15 protein-coding genes are annotated in these 16,825 nt (G+C 54.3%); 12 read left to right on the top strand and 3 right to left on the bottom strand.

The window, feature by feature from the left end:
• Positions 1–171: 171 nt before the first annotated feature.
• The 3 genes from fadI (at position 172) to sixA (ending at position 4,323) form a co-directional block, all read left to right on the top strand.
• A complete protein-coding gene (gene fadI / locus OGX89_RS09845) occupies positions 172–1,482 on the top strand; it encodes an acetyl-CoA C-acyltransferase FadI (protein WP_125112642.1) in 1,311 nt (436 codons plus the stop codon).
• A complete protein-coding gene (gene fadJ, locus OGX89_RS09850; protein WP_003834835.1) occupies positions 1,482–3,629 on the top strand; it encodes a fatty acid oxidation complex subunit alpha FadJ in 2,148 nt (715 codons plus the stop codon). Before fadI ends, fadJ begins: the two co-directional genes overlap by 1 nt.
• Before the next feature lie 208 nt (positions 3,630–3,837).
• Entirely contained in the window at positions 3,838–4,323 is a 486-nt protein-coding gene (gene sixA / locus OGX89_RS09855) for a phosphohistidine phosphatase SixA (protein WP_003028179.1), read from the top strand.
• A gap of 74 nt (positions 4,324–4,397) precedes the next feature.
• On the opposite strand, the gene smrB is transcribed toward sixA, so the two are convergent.
• Positions 4,398–4,949 (bottom strand): endonuclease SmrB, encoded by a 552-nt coding sequence (smrB, locus tag OGX89_RS09860; protein WP_125112641.1) that lies wholly within the window; start codon positions 4,947–4,949, stop codon positions 4,398–4,400.
• 166 nt (positions 4,950–5,115) lie between these two features.
• Here smrB and prmB point away from each other — a divergent pair, with 166 nt between their 5' ends.
• Genes prmB through OGX89_RS09890 form a run of 6 tightly spaced genes read left to right on the top strand, consistent with a single transcriptional unit; the run spans position 5,116 to position 9,666 of the window.
• Positions 5,116–6,048, top strand: a complete 933-nt coding sequence (prmB, locus tag OGX89_RS09865; protein ID WP_003834827.1) for a 50S ribosomal protein L3 N(5)-glutamine methyltransferase — start codon at positions 5,116–5,118, stop codon at positions 6,046–6,048.
• Between the two features lie 39 nt (positions 6,049–6,087).
• On the top strand, positions 6,088–7,173 hold the full coding sequence (gene aroC, locus OGX89_RS09870; protein ID WP_003834825.1) for a chorismate synthase: 1,086 nt from the start codon (positions 6,088–6,090) through the stop codon (positions 7,171–7,173).
• 3 nt (positions 7,174–7,176) lie between these two features.
• A complete protein-coding gene (gene mepA / locus OGX89_RS09875) occupies positions 7,177–8,001 on the top strand; it encodes a penicillin-insensitive murein endopeptidase (protein ID WP_003834823.1) in 825 nt (274 codons plus the stop codon).
• Positions 8,001–8,810, top strand: coding sequence for a sulfite exporter TauE/SafE family protein (locus tag OGX89_RS09880; RefSeq protein WP_003834821.1), 810 nt, complete (start codon positions 8,001–8,003; stop codon positions 8,808–8,810). The genes mepA and OGX89_RS09880 overlap by 1 nt, the downstream gene beginning before the upstream one ends.
• Positions 8,810–9,358 (top strand): elongation factor P hydroxylase, encoded by a 549-nt coding sequence (locus OGX89_RS09885; protein ID WP_003834819.1) that lies wholly within the window; start codon positions 8,810–8,812, stop codon positions 9,356–9,358. The genes OGX89_RS09880 and OGX89_RS09885 overlap by 1 nt, the downstream gene beginning before the upstream one ends.
• Before the next feature lie 32 nt (positions 9,359–9,390).
• Complete coding sequence (locus OGX89_RS09890) at positions 9,391–9,666, top strand: YfcL family protein (protein ID WP_003028163.1); 276 nt, start codon at positions 9,391–9,393, stop codon at positions 9,664–9,666.
• 114 nt (positions 9,667–9,780) lie between these two features.
• Here the strand turns inward: OGX89_RS09890 and mnmC are convergent, their stop codons facing one another.
• Positions 9,781–11,781, bottom strand: a complete 2,001-nt coding sequence (gene mnmC, locus OGX89_RS09895; RefSeq protein ID WP_003834817.1) for a bifunctional tRNA (5-methylaminomethyl-2-thiouridine)(34)-methyltransferase MnmC2/FAD-dependent 5-carboxymethylaminomethyl-2-thiouridine(34) oxidoreductase MnmC1 — start codon at positions 11,779–11,781, stop codon at positions 9,781–9,783.
• A 159-nt stretch (positions 11,782–11,940) separates the two neighbouring features.
• On the opposite strand from mnmC, the gene fabB reads away from it, so the two are divergent.
• Positions 11,941–13,161 carry a beta-ketoacyl-ACP synthase I gene (gene fabB / locus OGX89_RS09900; RefSeq protein WP_046670107.1) on the top strand — a complete coding sequence of 407 codons (1,221 nt, stop codon included), beginning with the start codon at positions 11,941–11,943 and terminating at the stop codon, positions 13,159–13,161.
• A 230-nt stretch (positions 13,162–13,391) separates the two neighbouring features.
• Positions 13,392–14,570, top strand: coding sequence for an MFS transporter (locus OGX89_RS09905; RefSeq protein ID WP_003834805.1), 1,179 nt, complete (start codon positions 13,392–13,394; stop codon positions 14,568–14,570).
• On the opposite strand, the gene flk is transcribed toward OGX89_RS09905, so the two are convergent.
• The gene (flk, locus tag OGX89_RS09910) at positions 14,567–15,568 is read right to left on the bottom strand and encodes a flagella biosynthesis regulator Flk (protein ID WP_123267793.1); all 1,002 of its coding nucleotides are present in this window, start codon (positions 15,566–15,568) and stop codon (positions 14,567–14,569) included. The genes OGX89_RS09905 and flk overlap by 4 nt on opposite strands.
• 108 nt (positions 15,569–15,676) lie before the next feature.
• Between flk and pdxB the strand changes: the two genes are divergently transcribed.
• Complete coding sequence (gene pdxB / locus OGX89_RS09915; protein ID WP_125112638.1) at positions 15,677–16,813, top strand: 4-phosphoerythronate dehydrogenase PdxB; 1,137 nt, start codon at positions 15,677–15,679, stop codon at positions 16,811–16,813.
• Positions 16,814–16,825: the final 12 nt, after the last annotated feature.

Here is a 16,825-nt window from a genome sequence, read left to right on the forward strand (position 1 = left end):
TCTGCAAAAGCCCTTGCTATCTGATAGCAAGGGCTTTTTCGTAACTGTCAGTGATTATTCACTGTGTCTTAGCTCCCACTTTCTTTTCTCTCCGCTTGGCTAAATGTAAAAAATTGGTTAAGACTATGATCAGGTCAGACCACTTATTTTATTTTTTTACAGGGGAGTGTTATGAGTCAGGCTTTACCGCTGGTTACCCGCCAAGGCGACCGTATTGCCATTGTAAGTGGATTGCGTACGCCATTTGCTCGTCAGGCTACCGCGTTTCATGGCATTCCCGCCGTTGATTTAGGAAAAATGGTCGTCGGTGAGCTGCTGGCGCGCAGCGAAATACCTGCTGATGTGATTGAGCAACTGGTTTTTGGTCAGGTGGTGCAAATGCCTGAAGCGCCAAATATTGCTCGTGAAATCGTGCTGGGAACCGGCATGAATGTGCATACGGATGCCTATAGCGTAAGCCGAGCCTGCGCGACCAGTTTTCAGGCAGTGGCGAATGTCGCGGAAAGCCTGATGGCGGGGTCTATTCGTGCGGGAATTGCGGGTGGTGCGGACTCATCGTCAGTCTTGCCTATTGGCGTTAGTAAAAAGCTGGCGCGGGTGCTGGTGGATGTCAATAAGGCCCGGACAACCGGTCAACGCCTTAAACTCTTTTCCCGACTGCGTTTACGTGACCTGATGCCTGTGCCGCCAGCCGTCGCCGAGTATTCCACTGGTTTGCGGATGGGGGATACGGCTGAGCAAATGGCCAAAACCTATGGTATTACCCGAGAACAGCAGGATGCTCTGGCGCACCGCTCTCATCAGCGTGCCGCTCAGGCGTGGGCTGAAGGAAAGCTGGCAGATGAGGTAATGACTACCTACGCGCCACCGTTTAAAGATCCTTTTTCAGAAGATAACAATATTCGCGGTAACTCTACGCTGGCCGATTACGCCAAACTACGTCCGGCGTTTGACTGCAAGCACGGCACTGTCACCGCAGCAAACAGTACCCCGCTAACGGACGGCGCAGCCGCCGTGATCATGATGACGGAGTCGCGTGCGAAAGAGTTGGGGCTGGTGCCGCTGGGATACCTGCGTAGTTTTGCTTTTACCGCCATCGATGTCTGGCAGGACATGCTGCTGGGACCAGCGTGGTCAACGCCGCTAGCCCTGGAGAGAGCGGGTCTGACGATGGCAGATTTAACCCTGATCGACATGCATGAAGCTTTTGCCGCACAAACGCTGGCGAATCTTCAGTTGTTGGGTAGCGAACGTTTTGCCCGCGACGTGCTGGGCAGGGCACATGCCACTGGCGAAGTTGATGACAGTAAATTTAACGTGCTGGGTGGATCGATTGCCTATGGACACCCCTTCGCCGCTACCGGTGCGCGCATGATCACTCAAACCCTACATGAGTTACGACGTCGTGGCGGTGGTTTTGGTTTAGTGACCGCCTGTGCAGCTGGTGGTTTGGGTGCAGCCATGGTTCTGGAGGCGGAATAATGGAAATGGCATCGGCTTTTACACTAAACGTACGTCTGGATAACGTTGCTGTTGTCACCATTGATGTGCCCGGAGAGAAAATGAACACCCTGAAAGCGGAGTTTGCTTCTCAGGTACGGGCCATTCTGAAACAAATCCGCGATAACAAAGCATTGCGCGGCGTGGTGTTTATTTCGGCTAAACCCGATAACTTCATTGCCGGGGCGGATATCAACATGATTGGTAGTTGTCGTAGCGCGCAGGAAGCCGAAACGCTGGCCCGTCAGGGGCAGCAGATGATGGCGGAAATTAATGCCTTGCCGATCCCGGTTATCGCCGCGATTCATGGCGCATGCCTTGGCGGTGGCCTGGAGATGGCACTGGCGTGCCACAACCGTATTTGTACCGATGATGTTAAAACCGTTCTGGGTTTACCGGAAGTACAACTTGGCTTGTTGCCCGGCTCCGGTGGTACGCAGCGGCTGCCGCGCCTGATTGGCGTCAGTACCGCACTGGATATGATCCTCACCGGAAAACAATTACGCGCAAAACAGGCGCTGAAAGTTGGTTTAGTGGATGAAGTTGTACCGCATTCCATTTTGCTGGAAGCGGCCGTAGAACTGGCTAAAAAGGACAGTTCTGCGCATCGAACACTGCCCGTGAGAGAGCGAGTGTTGGCGGGGCCGCTGGGGCGGGCGCTGTTGTTCCGCATGGCCAGTAAAAAGACGGTGCAAAAAACGCAAGGTAACTACCCTGCAACAGAACGTATCCTTGAGGTCATCGAAACCGGGCTAGCGCAAGGCAGCAGTAGCGGTTACGACGCTGAGGCCAGTGCGTTTGGTGAGCTGGCGATGACATCCCAGTCTCAGGCGTTACGGCACATCTTTTTTGCCAACACCGATGTGAAAAAAGATCCCGGAAGTGATGCGAAACCTGGCCCGCTAAACAGCGTAGGTATTTTGGGCGGCGGTCTGATGGGCGGTGGTATTGCCTACGTGACGGCCTGTAAAGGCGGCTTGCCTGTGCGCATCAAAGATATAAACGCTAAGGGAATCAACCACGCGCTGAAGTACAGCTGGGATCAGCTTGAAACGAAGGTTCGCCGCCGTCATATCAAAGCCAGCGAACGCGATAAACAACTGGCGTTGATTTCGGGAACGATCGACTACCGTGGCTTTGCGCATCGCGATCTAATTATTGAAGCCGTGTTTGAAGATCTGTCGCTAAAACAAAGGATGGTGGCAGAAGTTGAGCAAAATTGCGCGCCTCATACCATTTTTGCTTCTAACACCTCATCTTTGCCCATTAGCGATATTGCTGCGAACGCTGCAAGGCCCGAACAAGTGATTGGTTTACACTTTTTTAGTCCGGTGGAAAAAATGCCGTTGGTCGAAGTGATCCCGCATGCCACGACCTCTGAGCAGACAATTGCAACTACCGTTAAGTTAGCGAAAAAACAGGGTAAAACGCCGATAGTGGTCAGAGATAAGGCCGGCTTTTACGTTAACCGCATTTTAGCGCCTTATATTAACGAAGCGATTCGTATGTTGACCGAAGGCGAGCGGGTCGAAACCATAGACGCCGCGCTGGTTAAGTTTGGTTTTCCAGTTGGGCCAATCCAACTTTTGGATGAGGTTGGAATTGATACGGGCACTAAAATTATACCAGTGCTTGAGGCTGCATATGGAGAACGTTTTAGCGCGCCTGCAAATGTTGTTGCTTCAATTTTGAATGACGATCGCAAAGGTAGAAAAAATGGTCGGGGTTTCTATCTTTATGGTGCGAAAGGGCGTAAAAGCAAAAAACAGGTCGACCCTGCAATTTATACGCTTATTGGCGTCCAGGGTCAGGGCCGACTTTCCGCCGCGCAGGTAGCAGAGCGGTGCGTTATGTTAATGCTCAATGAAGCAGCCCGTTGTTTCGACGAGAAGATAGTCCGCAGCGCACGTGATGGCGACATCGGCGCTGTATTTGGTATTGGTTTTCCGCCATTCCTCGGCGGCCCGTTCCGGTATATGGATTCTCTCGGCGCGGGTGAAGTGGTTGCGGTTCTGCAACGGCTGACCACGCAGTACGGCTCGCGGTTTACACCGTGTGAGCAGTTATTGCAGATGGCGGAACGCAGTGAAAGATTCTGGAATATTGGGGAAACTGACCTGAATTCATGAGGTCAAAGGTAGGATGAATCCGCACTGAATGTATGGGTCGCGCTCAAAATGTAAACAGAGATTGACTATACTTACGCCGTTGAGGTAAAAAACAGCGTTTCATTCGGTGAATGGATAAGGCACAATGCCGGCCACCATATCGTTACCACAGCCAATAGGGGCTGTGAATAAAGGTAGTGGTGATTCTGGTTAACAAAAGCGGTGCAATATGCAAGTTTTTATCATGCGTCACGGCGACGCGGCCCTCGATGCCGCCAGTGATTCGGTTCGTCCCTTAACCTCCTGTGGTTGTGACGAATCTCGCCTGATGGCGAACTGGCTGAAAGGTCAAAAAGTGGATATCGAACGTGTTCTGGTGAGCCCGTTCCTACGAGCCGAACAAACGCTGGATGTGGTGGGGGAGTGTATGAACCTGCCAACCGGTGTGGATGTTTTGCCGGAGCTGACTCCCTGCGGCGATGTCGGTCTGGTCAGCGCCTATTTACAGGCTCTGGCCAATGAAGGTATCGCCACCGCACTGGTTATCTCTCACTTGCCTTTAGTGGGATATCTGGTGTCTGAGCTTTGCCCAGGTGAAACACCGCCGATGTTTACCACATCAGCGATTGCCAGCGTTACGCTTGATGAGAGCGGGAAGGGTACTTTTAACTGGCAAATGAGCCCGTGTAACCTGAAAATGGCAAAAGCGATTTAAACAGGCCGGATAAGGCGCAGCAGCCACCCGGAAAATCAAAGAGCCGCAAATGCGGCTCTTTTTGTCTTTCTGCATCACGGAAGTTCGGGCGGTAGCCACTCTTCCACTTCAATCAGCACCAGCAGCGCGGCGTCGCCACCGTACTCCTTCGGTGCCTGATGAAAGGCCATTACGTGCGGATGCTGGGCCAGCCAGAGCGGCGTCTGCTGTTTCAGAATATGTTTTCCGTGGCCATGCATCACGCAGGCGCAAAACACATGCTCACGGCGACAGGCGGCAATCAGCGCGCCTAACTCTTGTTTGGCCTGTTGCTGGGTCAGCCCATGCAGATCGAGAAACAGCTCCGGAGAGTAATCGCCACGGCGCATTTTCTTCAGTTCGAAATAGCTGACGTCGGCGCGCAGGTATCTTACCGGGCCGTCCGTATTCAGCAGCGGCTGAAACTCATCCGAGAAATAGTGGCTGGCATCAGCCTGCTCCTGTAGCAGCCTTTTAACCGGAACCTCGGCAATTTTTTTACGTGGAGGTCGGTGAACAATGGTGTCCTGTTTAATTTTACGCGTGCCGGTCATCAGCTGGCGAAACAGCGTCTGATCCTCCTCGCTGAGCGATGTTTTCTTTTTCATTCGAGAGTCTCAACTTTTATTTTCCGTTAGTTTAACCCGACTCGGCGGGCATCCGATCGCTTAAAACGCAATTTTCGCGTTCAGGCCCCGTGTGAATGCTGATTTATCGCCGTCTTCGTGGCAAACTAGCCGCCGAAATTAATACGAGCATGCCCTGGAGGAATACGTGGATAAAATTTTCGTCGATGAAGCAGTGAGTGAACTGCATACCATTCAGGACATGTTGCGTTGGGCGGTCAGCCGTTTTAGCGCGGCGAACATCTGGTATGGCCATGGCACGGATAACCCATGGGACGAGGCCGTACAACTGGTGCTGCCGTCACTTTATTTGCCGTTGGATATTCCAGAAGATATGCGTACCGCGCGTCTGACCTCCAGCGAGCGTCATCGTATTGTTGAACGCGTGATTCGCCGCGTCAACGAGCGCATTCCGGTTGCTTATCTGACCAACAAAGCCTGGTTCTGCGGGCATGAATTTTATGTTGATGAACGCGTGCTGGTTCCACGTTCACCGATTGGCGAGCTTATCAATAACCGCTTTGCGGGCCTTATTAATGAGCAACCGCAGCATATCCTCGATATGTGTACCGGCAGCGGCTGTATTGCCATTGCCTGCGCCTATGCCTTCCCGGAAGCCGAAGTCGATGCGGTGGATATTTCCACTGACGCGCTGGCGGTGACTGAACACAATATTGAAGAACACGGTCTGATCCATCATGTCACGCCGATCCGTTCCGATCTGTTCCGCGATCTGCTGAAAGTCCAGTATGACTTGATTGTGACCAACCCGCCGTATGTCGATGCGGAAGATATGTCCGATCTACCAAACGAATATCGTCACGAACCTGAGCTGGGTCTGGCGTCCGGCAGCGATGGGCTGAAACTTACCCGCCGCATTCTGGGGAACGCCCCGGACTACCTGTCAGATAACGGTATTCTGATTTGTGAAGTCGGAAACAGCATGGTACATCTGATGGAGCAATATCCGGATGTACCGTTCACTTGGCTGGAGTTTGACAACGGCGGTGACGGCGTATTCATGCTGACCAAAGAGCAGTTAGTTGCTGCTCGCGAGCACTTCAGCATTTATAAAGACTAATTACACGCGCACATACACAACACGCATAACGGAGCCGTGATGGCAGGAAACACAATTGGGCAACTCTTTCGCGTAACCACTTTCGGCGAATCACACGGGCTGGCGCTCGGTTGTATTGTCGATGGTGTTCCGCCGGGCATTTCTCTGACAGAAGCTGACCTGCAGCACGATCTCGACAGACGCCGTCCGGGCACATCGCGCTACACTACGCAGCGTCGTGAGCCGGATCAGGTGAAAATCCTCTCCGGGGTGTTCGAGGGCGTTACCACTGGCACCAGCATTGGCCTGCTGATCGAAAATACCGATCAGCGTTCACAGGATTACGGCGCGATTAAGGACGTTTTTCGTCCGGGACACGCCGACTATACCTATGAGCAAAAATATGGCCTGCGCGACTACCGTGGCGGCGGACGTTCATCCGCACGTGAAACAGCGATGCGCGTGGCGGCCGGAGCGATTGCCAAAAAATATCTGGCGGAAAAATTCGGCGTTGAGATCCGCGGCTGCCTGACGCAGATGGGTGATATTCCGCTGGAGATTAAAGACTGGTCCCAGGTGGAACTTAACCCGTTCTTTTGCCCGGACCCGGATAAACTCGAAGCGCTGGACGAACTGATGCGCGGGCTGAAGAAAGAAGGTGACTCCATCGGAGCTAAGGTGACCGTTGTTGCACGCGGTGTACCTGCGGGTCTCGGCGAACCTGTATTCGACCGCCTGGATGCCGACATCGCCCATGCGCTGATGAGCATTAACGCCGTTAAGGGCGTTGAGATTGGCGATGGATTTGACGTTGTTGCGCTGCGCGGCAGTCAGAACCGTGACGAAATCACCAAAGAAGGTTTCCAGAGTAACCATGCGGGCGGCATTCTGGGCGGGATCAGCAGCGGGCAACAAATCATTGCTCATATGGCGCTGAAACCGACATCCAGTATTACCGTTCCTGGGCGCACTATTAACCGCTTTGGAGAAGAAGTTGAAATGATCACTAAAGGTCGCCACGATCCGTGCGTAGGGATCCGCGCCGTACCGATCGCCGAGGCGATGCTGGCGATCGTATTGATGGATCACCTGCTGCGTCAGCGGGCGCAAAATGCGGACGTGAAGACCGATATTCCACGCTGGTAAGAGATGAAAAAAACGGCACTTGCGGCGCTGGCTCTGTTTGCCAGTACCGCCTGTCTGGCGGCGACGCCCTGGCAGAAAATTACCCATCCGGTTGCGGGCAGCGCGCAGTCTATCGGCGCGTTTTCCAATGGCTGTATTGTTGGCGCAGATACGCTGCCTGTCCAGTCAGAACACTATCAGGTGATGCGCACCGATCAGCGTCGTTACTTTGGCCATCCGGATCTGGTGAGGTTTATCCAGCGTCTGAGTAATCAGGCCAATAGTCAGGGGCTGGGCACGGTGTTAATCGGCGATATGGGTATGCCGGCCGGTGGGCGATTCAATGGCGGTCACGCCAGCCACCAGACGGGATTGGATGTGGATATTTTCCTGCAACTGCCGAAAACGCGCTGGACCCAGTCGCAACTGCTGCGGCCGCAGGCGTTAGATCTGGTCTCACAGGATGGCAAACGTGTTGTGCCGTCACTGTGGAAACCGGAGATTTTCAGCCTGATCAGGCTGGCTGCAAAAGATAATGAAGTAACGCGTATTTTCGTGAATCCGGCGATTAAGCAACAACTTTGTCTGGATGCAGGGACCGACAGGGACTGGTTGCGTAAAGTGCGGCCGTGGTTCCAGCATCGTGCGCATATGCACGTGCGGTTACGTTGCCCTGCCGACAGCCTTGAGTGTGAAGATCAACCGTTACCGCCACCGGGTGACGGCTGTGGCGCAGAGCTGCAAAGCTGGTTCGAACCTCCAAAACCTGGAACCACCAAGCCTGAGAAGAAGACACCGCCGCCGTTGCCGCCTTCCTGCCAGGCGCTACTGGACGAGCATGTACTCTAATGGATCATTTTGCCTCTCTGTTTATGGTGTCGCCACTGCTGTTAGGTGTGCTTTTTTTTGTGGCGATGCTGGCAGGTTTTATTGATTCTCTGGCCGGAGGCGGTGGTCTACTCACCATCCCGGCATTGATGGCGGCCGGGATGCCACCTGCGCAAGCGCTGGCGACCAATAAGCTGCAAGCCTGCGGGGGATCTATCTCTTCCTCCCTCTATTTTATTCGTCGGGGTGTGGTTAATCTGGCGGATCAGAAGCTCAATATCTTCATGACCTTTATCGGCTCAATGAGTGGCGCGCTGTTGGTTCAACACGTGCAGTCAGATGTTCTGCGCCAGATCCTGCCAGTATTGGTTATCTGTATTGGCCTTTACTTTCTGTTGATGCCTAAAATCGGGGAAGAGGACCGACAGCGCCGACTGCACGGTTTGCCTTTCGCGCTGGTGGCCGGAGGCTGCGTCGGCTTTTACGATGGCTTTTTTGGTCCGGCGGCGGGGTCGTTCTACGCGCTGGCTTTTGTCATGCTGTGCGGATACAACCTGGCGAAATCGACGGCCCACGCCAAAGTATTAAATGCCACATCGAATATCGGTGGGTTGTTGCTGTTTGCTCTCGGCGGCAAAGTGATTTGGGCGACAGGTTTTGTGATGCTCATTGGCCAGTTTATTGGCGCACGGATGGGCTCTCGACTGGTACTCAGCAAAGGACAAAAACTTATTCGGCCAATGATCGTTATTGTCTCCGCCGTGATGAGCGCCAAGCTACTTTATGATAATCATGGACAGGAGATTCTCCACTGGCTGGGGATGAACTAATGAATAATACGCATCACTACGAACAGTTAATTGAGATTTTTAACGGCTGCTTTGCCGATGAATTTAATACCCGTCTGATTAAAGGCGACGACGAACCGATCTATCTTCCAGCGGATGCGGAATTACCGTATCACCGTATCGTTTTTGCGCATGGTTATTACGCCAGTGCGTTACACGAAATTTCACACTGGTGCATCGCCGGTAAAGCCCGTCGTGAACTGGTCGATTTCGGTTACTGGTACTGCCCGGACGGACGCGACGCGAAGACACAATGCCAGTTTGAAGATGTGGAAGTGAAGCCGCAGGCGTTTGACTGGTTGTTTTGCATGGCGGCGGGCTACCCGTTTAACGTCAGTTGCGACAATCTGGAGGGGGACTTTGAACCGGATCGCGTGGTATTCCAGCGCCGTGTTCATGCTCAGGTGATGGAGTACCTGGAAAAAGGGATCCCTGAACGTCCGGCGCGTTTCATTAACGCGTTACAGAATTATTATCACACGCCTGAACTTACGGCGGAACAATTCCCGTGGCCCGAAGCGCTCAACTGAAGTCGCTGCCACGTTTACAATGAGGAAATAAGATGATCGCGGAGTTTGAATCACGCATTCTGGCATTAATCGACGATATGGTAGAGCACGCCAGCGATGATGAGTTGTTTGCCAGTGGCTATTTGCGTGGGCACCTGACGCTGGCTGTGGCTGAGCTGGATGCTGGCGAGGACCATTCCGCTGAGGCATTGTACGCCAATGTGACCAGCAGCCTGGAAAAAGCCATCAGCGCAGGCGAACTCTCGCCGCGTGACCAGGCGTTAGTGAAAGAGATGTGGGACACACTGTTCCAGAAGGCAACGCAATAATAATTGCAGTGGATTGTGCCGGATGGCGACGCGAAGGCGTCTTATCCGGCCTACGCGGACGGGAGTTGTAGGCCGGATAAGCGTAGCGCCATCAGGCAATGGCGAGATGGTATCTTATTTCACCGCTTTACCCTTCAATAACTTCCTTACCCACAGACGATTCGGATTCAGCGCTGCCAGCGTGTTGGCATCCATTGGTATGGGTTCATTGCTCATTTGCGATGCAAGAATTTCTGCACACAGCGGGGCAGTACACAGCCCGCGCGAGCCCAGCGCACCTAACATAAATAAATCGGAATACACCGGGGCGTTTACGGCGTGCACTTTGTCTTCGGCAAGAGTGGCATACTGGCTGAGCGTGGCGTCATAATCCGCGATGTTGCCGACCATCGGCATGTGATCGCGCGTGGCGCAGCGCACTCCACAACGGGCGGCATTGCCACTAATGTCTACTTCTTTTGCCCACGAGGCATTCGGGAAACAATCTATTAAGCGCTGACGGTTTTGCTGCTGATCGTCCGCGCGATACACCGTTTCTTCACTTCCGCGATGATAGCTGGCGCCAATGCAGTGCTGCTGGTTTTGCGGGTTGTGTGGCGTGAGGTAGCCGTCATAGCACAGCACCTGACGCAGCGCTGAAAGCGAAGGCGTGGTAGGAATGTGACTCACCTGACCGCCTACGGAGTACACCGGAAGCGACTGCGTTTGCTCAACGCCGTTAATGCGATGTCCGTTAGCCATAACTACAGCAGCGTGAGTGGCAGTGTCGCCACTGGCAAACGTCAATTGCCAGTGTTCTGTCTGCCGAGACAGCGAGGCCAGCGTATGTTGATACCGGGTGCGTAATCCCAGCGTTGCGGCGTAGTCGAATACGGCGGCGGTTAACTGTGCCGGACACAGCCATCCTCCGGCAGGGTACTGAATGCCGCCGCATCCGGTTTCTACGCCGGTCGTTTGTAAAACCTGCTCTGCGTTAACGCTGATGGCGAGCGCATCAGGCAATTCAAGGGACAGCATTTGGTCGATTTTTTGCTGGCTTTTTTCATCCCACGCCAGTTGTGTCACACCGCACCAGTCATGCGCGAACTCAACGGGGAGGGCGTCATACAGTCGACGAGCGAAGGTAAACGCGGTGGGGAAAAAGAGATTAATGGCCGCGTCATGCTTGCTGAGTAGCGGATAAAGCGCGCCCTGGCGATTGCCGGATGCACCCCCGGCTGGGTTATCATCGGCGCAATAGAGAGTGACCTGCCAACCGCGACGCAGTAACGCCAACGACAGCAATGCGCTGGCAATCCCCCCGCCAATAATGGCGGCTTCGCGTTTATCTGTTCCGGTACGTGCAAACCACGGCGCCGAGGAGGGGAGCGTCAGCGTCTGTTCCATTACGCCACAGAGCATTTCGCGTTTGCGACCAAAGCCTTTGCATTTTTGCATCGTAAATCCGGCTTCCTGCAATCCCCGACGCACAAAGCCCGCTGAGGTGAAGGTTGCCAGCGTACCGCCGGGACGAGCCAGACGGGCCATTGCGTTAAACAGCGTTGGCGTCCACATATCCGGATTTTTTGCAGGCGCGAAACCGTCCAGAAACCAGGCATCCACTTTTTGATTCAGGGAGTCATCGAGCTTACTGGTCAGTTCGTTAATATCGCCAAACCACAGATCCAGCGTGATACGTCCTTCATCAAGGAGCAGGCGATGGCAACCCGCCAGCGGCAGCGGCCATTGCTCTTGCAGCGCCGTGGCCCACGGGGCAAGTTCTTGCCAGTGCTGATGGGCTAAGGTTAAATCTTCGCGCGTCAGTGGATATTTTTCAAAGCTGATGAAATGTAATCTTTCCAGGGTAGCTTCGGGATGGGTATCGCGAAAATCGGTAAATGCCTGCCAGAGTGTCAGGAAGTTAAGTCCGGTGCCAAACCCGCTTTCTGCCACCACGAAGAGGGGCCGTGAATGCGCAGGGAATCGCTGGGCGAGATGATTCCCGCCGAGAAAGACGTAACGTGTCTCTTCCAGCCCGTTATCATTGGAAAAATAGACATCGTCAAAATCTCGGGAAACAGGTGTACCCTCAGCGTTGAATTCAAGGTTTGCAGGTTGTATAGCGTATTGTTTCACGTAAGTTACTCGTCTGGCAGGCTGTGCCCCGATCTTAGCGATGAGTGCCTGGCTGCGCAAATTTCCACACTAAATGGCTGATCGGACTTGTTCGGCGTACAAGTGTACGCTATTGTGCCACTCGAAACTTTAAAATAGTGCGACTTACAGAGGTATTGAATGAAACGTGCAGTGATTACTGGCTTGGGCATCGTTTCCAGCATCGGTAATAACCAGCAGGAAGTCCTGGCATCTCTGCGTGAAGGACGTTCAGGGATCACTTTCTCTCAGGAGCTGAAGGACTCCGGCATGCGTAGCCACGTTTGGGGCAACGTAAAACTGGATACCACTGGCCTCATTGACCGCAAAGTAGTGCGCTTTATGAGCGACGCATCCATCTATGCATTCCTTTCTATGGAACAGGCAGTGGCTGATGCCGGCCTTGCAGCAGAAGATTACCAGAACAACCCGCGCGTTGGCCTGATTGCAGGTTCCGGCGGCGGCTCCCCGCGTTTTCAGGTGTTCGGTGCTGACGCAATGCGTAGCCCGCGTGGTCTGAAAGCGGTTGGCCCGTATGTGGTCACCAAAGCGATGGCGTCCGGCGTTTCTGCCTGCCTCGCAACACCGTTCAAAATCCACGGCGTAAACTACTCCATCAGCTCTGCCTGTGCGACATCTGCGCACTGTATCGGTAACGCGGTAGAACAAATTCAGCTGGGCAAACAGGATATCGTTTTTGCTGGCGGCGGCGAAGAGCTGTGCTGGGAAATGGCGTGTGAATTCGACGCAATGGGCGCGCTGTCTACTAAATACAACGACGATCCATCCAAAGCTTCCCGTACCTATGACGCACACCGTGACGGTTTCGTTATCGCTGGTGGTGGCGGTATGGTCGTGGTCGAAGAGCTGGAGCATGCGCTGGCACGTGGCGCGCATATCTACGCGGAAATCGTCGGTTACGGCGCAACGTCCGATGGCGCAGACATGGTTGCTCCGTCTGGCGAAGGCGCAGTACGTTGCATGCAGATGGCGATGCACGGCGTAGACACCCCGATCGACTACCTGAACTCTCACGGTACCTCTACTCCGGTAGGCGACGTGAAAGAGCTGGGTGCAATCCGTGAAGTGTTTGGTGATAACAGCCCGGCCATCTCTGCGACTAAAGCCATGACCGGTCACTCTCTGGGGGCGGCTGGTGTGCAGGAAGCTATCTACTCTCTGCTGATGCTGGAACACGGCTTTATCGCGCCGAGCATCAACATTGAAGAGCTGGATGAGCAGGCGGCAGGTCTGAACATCGTGACCAAACCGACCGAGCAGGCGCTGACTACCGTGATGTCCAACAGCTTCGGCTTTGGCGGCACTAACGCAACTCTGGTTATGCGTAAGCTGAAAGCATAAGACAGTGTGCCGGATCTTATATCCGGCTCATGCTGTACAGTAAAGGGAGCCGTCAGGCTCCCTTTTTTATATCGTTGACAATCGATCTGGTTTACAGGCAGACTCCAGCTTCAACATTATCCTCTTGATAATGCGTAAGCGTTTAACGTTATCCAACGCACCTTAATCCTGATAGTCAGGTAGAGGGGGCGTGGACATTCCTCGCCTTACTCTGCATTTTGGAGTAACGCATGACAGCTGTAACCCAACAAGAAAAAACACCTTCGGCGAACTTTTCGCTGTTTCGTATCGCTTTTGCGGTTTTCCTGACCTATATGACGGTCGGCCTACCTTTGCCCGTGATTCCTCTGTTTGTGCATCAGGAACTGGGCTATGGCAATACCATGGTCGGTATCGCCGTAGGCGTACAGTTTCTGGCAACGGTATTAACGCGCGGCTACGCCGGGCGCTTAGCCGATCAATATGGTGCTAAACGCTCGGCGCTACAGGGGATGTTTGCCTGTGGGCTGGCGGGCGCGGCGTGGCTTTTAGCCGCGCTATTGCCAGTTTCTGTCCCTGTAAAATTTGCGTTGTTAATCGTCGGGCGTTTGATCCTCGGTTTTGGTGAAAGCCAGCTGCTCACTGGAACGTTGACCTGGGGGTTGGGGTTGGTCGGCCCAACACGCTCCGGTAAGGTGATGTCGTGGAACGGAATGGCGATTTACGGCGCGCTGGCCGCCGGTGCACCGTTGGGCCTGTTGATCCACAGCCACTTTGGCTTTGCAGCGCTGGCCGGGACGACGATGGTATTACCGCTGCTGGCATGGGCATTCAACGGCACTGTACGCAAAGTGCCTGCGCATGCAGGAGAACGTCCTTCGTTATGGAGCGTGGTAGGGCTTATCTGGAAACCGGGCCTGGGCCTGGCGCTGCAGGGCGTTGGCTTTGCGGTGATCGGTACGTTTATTTCACTCTATTTTGTCAGCAACGGCTGGACGATGGCGGGGTTCACCCTGACTGCGTTTGGTGGGGCGTTTGTGCTGATGCGCATTCTGTTTGGCTGGATGCCGGACCGGTTCGGCGGCGTGAAGGTTGCCGTTGTCTCTTTGCTGGTGGAAACCGCAGGGCTGATTCTGCTGTGGCAGGCCCCATCGGCCTGGATTGCGCTGCTCGGGGCGGCATTAACCGGGGCCGGGTGTTCGCTTATCTTCCCGGCCTTGGGCGTCGAAGTGGTGAAGCGAGTGCCTGCGCAGGTTCGCGGTACGGCGCTGGGCGGTTACGCCGCGTTTCAGGATATCTCCTACGGCATAAGCGGTCCGGTCGCCGGGGTGCTGGCCACCGCGTACGGTTATCCCTCAGTGTTCCTTGCCGGGGCGATATCTGCCGTGGTGGGGATTATTGTAACGTTACTTACGCTGCGTAAAGGTTAGGCGACCAGCCAGAAAATGGCTAACGCAATTATCAACGCAACAAACAGCAGTCCCGGTCGTGCCGACAGAGATTTAACCGTTTCAATCATCGGCGCGAACGGGCTGTAAATGGGCTGCAGATGGCGCGGATCGCTGAGCTCGCGTTCTCGTTCCACGCGGCGCAGGAAAATTTGATTGAGCAAGTCCTGCACCTGCACCGTGGTCAGAATCGATTGTGGTTGGATCTGATACGTCTGCTGTGCGTACTCTTTTATTGCTGTCAGCTCATTCGGCTCTAATGGCAGCTTCAGCGCCGCCTGGAGCGTTTGTAGCGTCGGGGCGCTTTGCAAGCTGAGCGTCTGGCGCGCCTGCAGCCAGGTGACCAGGTGCGTAAACTGTTTGGCAGGGATCAGCTCACCGCTTTTTACGCCAGACAACTCCAGCATCGACTGCCAGATCATCTTCCCGGATTCTCCCGTGGCCGCCGCCAGTTTGGTAACTAACTGGTTCAGCGTATTGTGCTCTGCGGGCAGCAACGGGCGATCGGTAGCCGGGCGCTGCTGCGGCTGCGGTATCGAAAGCTGCCCTTGCTGCAGCAGTGTGAGCACGTTCTTCAGCTGCTCAGGCGTGAGCTGGCTGAGCGCCGTTTGCCCATACTGCTGACGGATAAAATCACTGACTGCCTGGCGGTTATTTCCCTGACTCAGTAATTCAGTGAGCTGCGAAAGCACCTGACGATTCACATGATTTTGCTGAGCAACCCCCAGCCGTTGATTCAGGTTTTGCTCAGCGGCTGGAAAGTGACGTGACTGCAGCGGCGTATCACTTTTGACGCCCAGATCGTGCTTCATTCCGGCCCACACCTCAGCACTTTGCTGCTGGGTGAGTGAAATCAAACGGGTAATAAGCCGTTCCAGCACAGTACGTTGTTGCGTGGATAACGGTTGTTCACCCGCAGCGGAAGGGGCATTTTGGCCTTCGCCGGGAGGGCGTGCGGGCGTACCTGAAATGGGCTGCATCATCTCTGTTCCTTAAATCTGTGCTGACCAGGTCTCGCAGTATGCCTGGCGGCGAGATTATGGCACACTTGCCCGGTTAACTCTCGTTCTCAAACAGGTGCGAAAGACGTGAAAATCCTCGTTGATGAAAATATGCCCTATGCCCGCGAACTGTTCAGTCGTTTGGGGGAAGTCAAAGCGGTTCCCGGCCGTCCGATTCCCGTTGCTGAACTGGATGATGCGGATGCTTTAATGGTGCGCTCGGTGACGAAAGTAAATGAATCACTGCTTGGCGGAAAACTGGTTAAATTTGTCGGTACGGCAACCGCTGGCACAGACCATGTGGATGACGCCTGGCTTGCTCAGGCGGGGATAGGTTTTTCCGCCGCACCCGGTTGTAACGCAATAGCGGTCGTAGAATATGTTTTTTCGGCGTTGCTGATGCTGGCGGAGCGCGACGGGTTTGCATTACGCGATCGCACCGTAGGCATTGTGGGTGTAGGCAACGTGGGCGGGCGTTTGCAGGCGCGTCTGGAAGCGCTGGGGATCCGCACGCTGCTGTGCGATCCACCGCGAGCCGATCGCGGTGACGAAGGCAATTTCTGCTCGCTGGATGAACTGGTTGAGCAAGCCGATGTGCTGACTTTCCATACCCCGCTGTTTAAAGATGGGCCGAACAAAACGCTGCATATGGCGGATGACGCGCTGATTAGCCGGTTGAAGCCGGGCACTATTCTGATCAACGCCTGCCGTGGGCCGGTCATCGACAATACGGCATTGCTGAACCGATTGAATGCCGGTCAGTCGCTGAGCGTTGTGCTGGATGTCTGGGAAGGAGAGCCGGATCTCAATGTGGCGTTGCTGGAGAAAGCCGATATCGGTACGGCGCACATTGCCGGGTATACCCTCGAAGGAAAAGCGCGTGGTACCACGCAGGTCTTTGAGGCCTATAGTAAGTTTATTGGTCACGAGCAGCACGTTGCGCTCAGTACCCTGTTACCCGCACCGGAATTTGGTCGTATTACCCTGCATGGCCCGTTAGATCAGCCAACGCTGAAAAGGCTCGTGCATTTAGTGTATGATGTGCGCCGCGATGATGCGCCGTTGCGTAAAGTCGCTGGAATTCCGGGTGAGTTTGATAAACTGCGTAAAAATTACCTTGAGCGTCGTGAATGGTCGTCTTTATATGTGATGTGTGACGACGCAACGGCTGCTGCCTTATTGTGTAAGCTGGGTTTTAACGCGGTTCATCATCCGGCACATTAATGTCTTCTTAAT

It is taken from the genome of Citrobacter sp. Cpo103 (assembly GCF_030332605.1).
Lineage (GTDB): Bacteria > Pseudomonadota > Gammaproteobacteria > Enterobacterales > Enterobacteriaceae > Citrobacter > Citrobacter portucalensis.

What these genes read in the sequence shown, in the direction of transcription:
- fadI (WP_125112642.1), top strand. Translation starts at nt 172, where the DNA reads ATGAGTCAGGCTTTACCGCTGGTTACCCGCCAAGGCGACCGTATTGCC.
- fadJ (WP_003834835.1), top strand. Translation starts at nt 1,482, where the DNA reads ATGGAAATGGCATCGGCTTTTACACTAAACGTACGTCTGGATAACGTT.
- sixA (WP_003028179.1), top strand. Translation starts at nt 3,838, where the DNA reads ATGCAAGTTTTTATCATGCGTCACGGCGACGCGGCCCTCGATGCCGCC.
- smrB (WP_125112641.1), bottom strand. Translation starts at nt 4,949, where the DNA reads ATGAAAAAGAAAACATCGCTCAGCGAGGAGGATCAGACGCTGTTTCGC.
- aroC (WP_003834825.1), top strand. Translation starts at nt 6,088, where the DNA reads ATGGCAGGAAACACAATTGGGCAACTCTTTCGCGTAACCACTTTCGGC.
- mepA (WP_003834823.1), top strand. Translation starts at nt 7,177, where the DNA reads ATGAAAAAAACGGCACTTGCGGCGCTGGCTCTGTTTGCCAGTACCGCC.
- OGX89_RS09880 (WP_003834821.1), top strand. Translation starts at nt 8,001, where the DNA reads ATGGATCATTTTGCCTCTCTGTTTATGGTGTCGCCACTGCTGTTAGGT.
- OGX89_RS09885 (WP_003834819.1), top strand. Translation starts at nt 8,810, where the DNA reads ATGAATAATACGCATCACTACGAACAGTTAATTGAGATTTTTAACGGC.
- OGX89_RS09890 (WP_003028163.1), top strand. Translation starts at nt 9,391, where the DNA reads ATGATCGCGGAGTTTGAATCACGCATTCTGGCATTAATCGACGATATG.
- fabB (WP_046670107.1), top strand. Translation starts at nt 11,941, where the DNA reads ATGAAACGTGCAGTGATTACTGGCTTGGGCATCGTTTCCAGCATCGGT.
- OGX89_RS09905 (WP_003834805.1), top strand. Translation starts at nt 13,392, where the DNA reads ATGACAGCTGTAACCCAACAAGAAAAAACACCTTCGGCGAACTTTTCG.
- flk (WP_123267793.1), bottom strand. Translation starts at nt 15,568, where the DNA reads ATGCAGCCCATTTCAGGTACGCCCGCACGCCCTCCCGGCGAAGGCCAA.